Origin of the sequence: Rothia sp. HMSC073B08 (assembly GCF_001812975.1) — a bacterium.
GTDB classification, from domain to species: Bacteria; Actinomycetota; Actinomycetes; order Actinomycetales; family Micrococcaceae; genus Rothia; species Rothia mucilaginosa.
In genome coordinates, this window is sequence record NZ_KV811053.1 from 1 (window position 1) to 5,173 (window position 5,173).

Genomic DNA, 5,173 nt, shown 5'->3' on the forward strand with positions numbered 1-5,173 from the left:
TTATCCAAAAACCATACAGTGAACGCAAACAACAAACAACATCTTGAAAAGTAAGCCTTCGGCCTATTAGTACCAGTCAACTCCACGAGTCTTCAGTCCCCGCTTCCATACCCGGCCTATCAACCTCATCATCTATAAGGAGCCTCACACACCAAAGTGCCAGGAAATCTCATCTCGAAACAGGCTTCCCGCTTAGATGCTTTCAGCGGTTATCCCTCCCGAACGTAGCCAATCAGCCATGCACCTGGCGGTACAACTGACATACCAGAGGTTCGTCCGTCCCGGTCCTCTCGTACTAAGGACAGCCTTTCTCAAATTTCCAACGCGCGCAGCGGATAGGGACCGAACTGTCTCACGACGTTCTGAACCCAGCTCGCGTACCGCTTTAATGGGCGAACAGCCCAACCCTTGGGACCGACTCCAGCCCCAGGATGCGACGAGCCGACATCGAGGTGCCAAACCATGCCGTCGATATGGACTCTTGGGCAAGATCAGCCTGTTATCCCCGAGGTACCTTTTATCCGTTGAGCGACGGCCGTTCCACAACGTACCGCCGGATCACTAGTCCCGACTTTCGTCCCTGCTCGACCTGCCAGTCTCACAGTCAAGCTCCCTTGTGCACTTACACTCAACACCTGATTGCCAACCAGGCTGAGGGAACCTTTGGGCGCCTCCGTTACACTTTAGGAGGCAACCGCCCCAGTTAAACTACCCATCAGGCACTGTCCCTGAACCAGATCATGGCCCGAAGTTAGACATCCAGATTGACCAGAGTGGTATTTCAACAACGACTCCACACAAACTAGCGTCCATGCTTCACAGTCTCCCACCTATCCTACACAAGCCAAACCAAACACCAATACCAAACTATAGTAAAGGTCACGGGGTCTTTCCGTCCTGCTGCGCGAAACGAGCATCTTTACTCGTACTGCAATTTCGCCGAGTTCATGGTTGAGACAGTAGGGAAGTCGTTACTCCATTCGTGCAGGTCGGAACTTACCCGACAAGGAATTTCGCTACCTTAGGATGGTTATAGTTACCACCGCCGTTTACTGGGGCTTAAATTCTCAGCTTCGCTCCAAAGAGCTAACCAATCCTCTTAACCTTCCAGCACCGGGCAGGAGTCAGTCCGTATACATCGTCTTACGACTTCGCACGGACCTGTGTTTTTGATAAACAGTCGCTTCCCCCTGGTCTCTGCGACCCATACACGCTCCAGGCAGCAAGTGCCCATCACGCTCAAGGTCCCCCTTCTCCCGAAGTTACGGGGGCATTTTGCCGAGTTCCTTAACCATGATTCTCTCGATCGCCTTAGTATTCTCTACCTGATCACCTGTGTCGGTTTAGGGTACGGGCGGCTAAAACCTCACGCCGATGCTTTTCTCGGCAGCATAGGATCACCAAATCCCCCAAAAACGGGGTCCCATCACGTCTCAGGCACACAGCCGGCGCATTTAACAACCGACAACCCTACACGCTTAGACCACGACAACCATCGCGTGGCTTGGCTACCTTCCTGCGTCACACCTGTTAATACGTTTACCTCCAAAGATCGGGTCCCACAACCCACACAACACACAAACAAAAGCCTGCACATCATGCTTCGCATGGTTAGCATCACAATATCAGTATGGGCGGTTTTTCACCGGTACGGGAATATCAACCCGTTATCCATCGACTACGCCTGTCGGCCTCGCCTTAGGCCCCGACTAACCCAGGGCAGATTAACTTGACCCTGGAACCCTTGATCATCCGGCGGATGAGTTTCTCACTCATCTTTCGCTACTCATGCCTGCATTCTCACTCGCATAGCCTCCACCACTGGTTTACACCGCAGCTTCACTGGCTACACGACGCTCCCCTACCCAACAACCAAAAAGGTCATTGCCACAACTTCGGCGGTGTACTTGAGCCCCGCTACATTATCGGCGCAGAATCACTTGACCAGTGAGCTGTTACGCACTCTTTCAAGGATGGCTGCTTCTAAGCCAACCTCCTGGTTGTCTAAGCAACTCCACATCCTTTCCCACTTAGCACACGCTTAGGGGCCTTAGTTGGTGGTCTGGGCTGTTTCCCTCTCGACAATGAAGCTTATCCCCCACTGTCTCACTGCTACGCTCTCACTTACCGGCATTCGGAGTTTAGCTGACGTCAGTAACCCGTGAAGGCCCATCGGCCATCCAGTAGCTCTACCTCCGGCAAGAAACACGTAACGCTGCACCTAAATGCATTTCGGGGAGAACCAGCTATCACAGAGTTTGATTGGCCTTTCACCCCTATCCACAGCTCATCCCCTCCATTTTCAACTGAAGTGGGTTCGGTCCTCCACGACGTCTTACCGTCGCTTCAACCTGGCCATGGATAGATCACTCCGCTTCGGGTCTAGGTCATGCCACTCAAACGCCCTATTCAGACTCGCTTTCGCTACGGATACCCCACACGGGTTAACCTCGCGACATAACACTAACTCGCAGGCTCATTCTTCAAAAGGCACGCTGTCACCCCAAAAGGCTCCAACGGCTTGTAAGCACACGGTTTCAGGTACTATTTCACTCCCCTCCCGGGGTACTTTTCACCATTCCCTCACGGTACTGATTCACTATCGGTCATTAAGAAGTATTTAGACTTACCAGGTGGTCCTGGCAGATTCACACGAGATTCCACGAGCCCCGTGCTACTCGGGTGGCCACACCACGGACAGAACAATTTCGATTACGGGACTCTCACCCTCTACGGCCGACCATTCCAAGTCGTTCACCTACCATCCTGAACATCATGCCGGCAGCCAGTTAGAACTGCCACTGTGACTCCCACAACCCCCATGATGCAACGCCTAACCGCTATCACACACCACAGGTTTAGTCTCTTCCGCTTTCGCTCGCCACTACTCACAGAATCATTACTTTATTTTCTCTTCCTGCGGGTACTGAGATGTTTCACTTCCCCGCGTTCCCCCCAACCAGCCTATACATTCAGCTGGCGGTAACTCACCATGAAGATGAGCCAGGTTTCCCCATTCGGAAATCCTCGGATCACAGCCCAGTTATCGGCTCCCCGAGGCTTATCGCAGATTCACACGTCCTTCATCGGCTCTTAATGCCAAGGCATCCACCGTGTGCCCTTAATAACTTACACACAATCAAGAAAAATAAGAATCTAAAATCAACAATCAAACCAACACAAAAGCATTGATTCAACGCAAATTCCAGAAGATGCTCGCGTCCACTATATAGTTCTCAAACAACAACCCACAACACAACAACAACACAAACAAAACATTTGCATCATCACCATGCCAGGCAAACAAAGGAACAACACATGCGTGTTACCCCAAAACCCAACAATGCGCCTCATCCAACCCAAAACCAATATTCCACCCATGAGCAAAACCACCCATCCGACACTCGCGGACAGCATGGCCAACTAAATGTGCTCCTTAGAAAGGAGGTGATCCAGCCGCACCTTCCGGTACGGCTACCTTGTTACGACTTAGTCCCAATCGCCAATCCCACCTTAGACGGCTCCCTCCAAAAGGTTAGGCCACCGGCTTTGGGTGTTACCAACTTTCGTGACTTGACGGGCGGTGTGTACAAGGCCCGGGAACGTATTCACCGCAGCGTTGCTGATCTGCGATTACTAGCGACTCCGACTTCATGGGGTCGAGTTGCAGACCCCAATCCGAACTGAGACCGGCTTTTAGGGATTAGCTCCACCTCACAGTATCGCAACCCTCTGTACCGGCCATTGTAGCATGCGTGAAGCCCAAGACATAAGGGGCATGATGATTTGACGTCATCCCCACCTTCCTCCGAGTTGACCCCGGCAGTCTCCTATGAGTCCCCACCATAACGTGCTGGCAACATAGAACGAGGGTTGCGCTCGTTGCGGGACTTAACCCAACATCTCACGACACGAGCTGACGACAACCATGCACCACCTGTATACCAGCCCCGAAGGGAAACACCATCTCTGATGCGGTCCAGTATATGTCAAGCCTTGGTAAGGTTCTTCGCGTTGCATCGAATTAATCCGCATGCTCCGCCGCTTGTGCGGGCCCCCGTCAATTTCTTTGAGTTTTAGCCTTGCGGCCGTACTCCCCAGGCGGGGCACTTAATGCGTTAGCTACGGCGCGGAAAACGTGGAATGTCCCCCACACCTAGTGCCCAACGTTTACGGCATGGACTACCAGGGTATCTAATCCTGTTCGCTCCCCATGCTTTCGCTTCTCAGCGTCAGTTACAGCCCAGAGACCTGCCTTCGCCATCGGTGTTCCTCCTGATATCTGCGCATTCCACCGCTACACCAGGAATTCCAGTCTCCCCTACTGCACTCTAGTCTGCCCGTACCCACTGCAATACACGGGGTTAAGCCCCGGCCTTTCACAGCAGACGCGACAAACCGCCTACAAGCTCTTTACGCCCAATAATTCCGGACAACGCTCGCGCCCTACGTATTACCGCGGCTGCTGGCACGTAGTTAGCCGGCGCTTTCTCTGCAGGTACCGTCAATTTCTCTTCTTCCCTGCTAACAGAGGTTTACAACCCGAAGGCCGTCATCCCTCACGCGGCGTCGCTGCATCAGGCTTGCGCCCATTGTGCAATATTCCCCACTGCTGCCTCCCGTAGGAGTCTGGGCCGTGTCTCAGTCCCAGTGTGGCCGGTCACCCTCTCAGGCCGGCTACCCGTCGTCGCCTTGGTGAGCCGTTACCTCACCAACAAGCTGATAGGCCGTGAGCCCATCTATAACCACTACATAACGCTTTCCACCAACACCCCATGCGGAGATTGGTCGTATCCGGTATTAGACCCAGTTTCCCAGGCTTATCCCAGAGTTAAAGGTAGGTTACTCACGTATTACTCACCCGTTCGCCACTAATCCACCTAGCAAGCTAGGCTTCATCGTTCGACTTGCATGTGTTAAGCACGCCGCCAGCGTTCGTCCTGAGCCAGAATCAAACTCTCCGTTGAAAAAATAGAAAAGCTTGATAATCTGATCTCAAACAGCGAATCACACACGGGGGTGCGTGACTCAAGCTGACTAAATTTGAAACCATTTGATGATTATCAAATATAAATAAATATTTGGTATTAGTTTCAGTTTCCATCACCATTCGGTGATTTTATTGAACAAAGCACACTATTGAGTTCTCAAGCAACACACCGATTCAACACCT

The 5,173-nt window shown here is 52.3% G+C and carries 2 rRNA genes; both read right to left on the reverse strand.

The window, feature by feature from the left end:
* Positions 1–46: 46 nt before the first annotated feature.
* Positions 47–3,135 (reverse strand): 23S ribosomal RNA (locus tag HMPREF2884_RS02460).
* A gap of 305 nt (positions 3,136–3,440) precedes the next feature.
* Positions 3,441–4,967, reverse strand: a 16S ribosomal RNA gene (locus tag HMPREF2884_RS02465).
* The 16S and 23S rRNA genes sit together here, the layout of an rRNA operon.
* Positions 4,968–5,173: the final 206 nt, after the last annotated feature.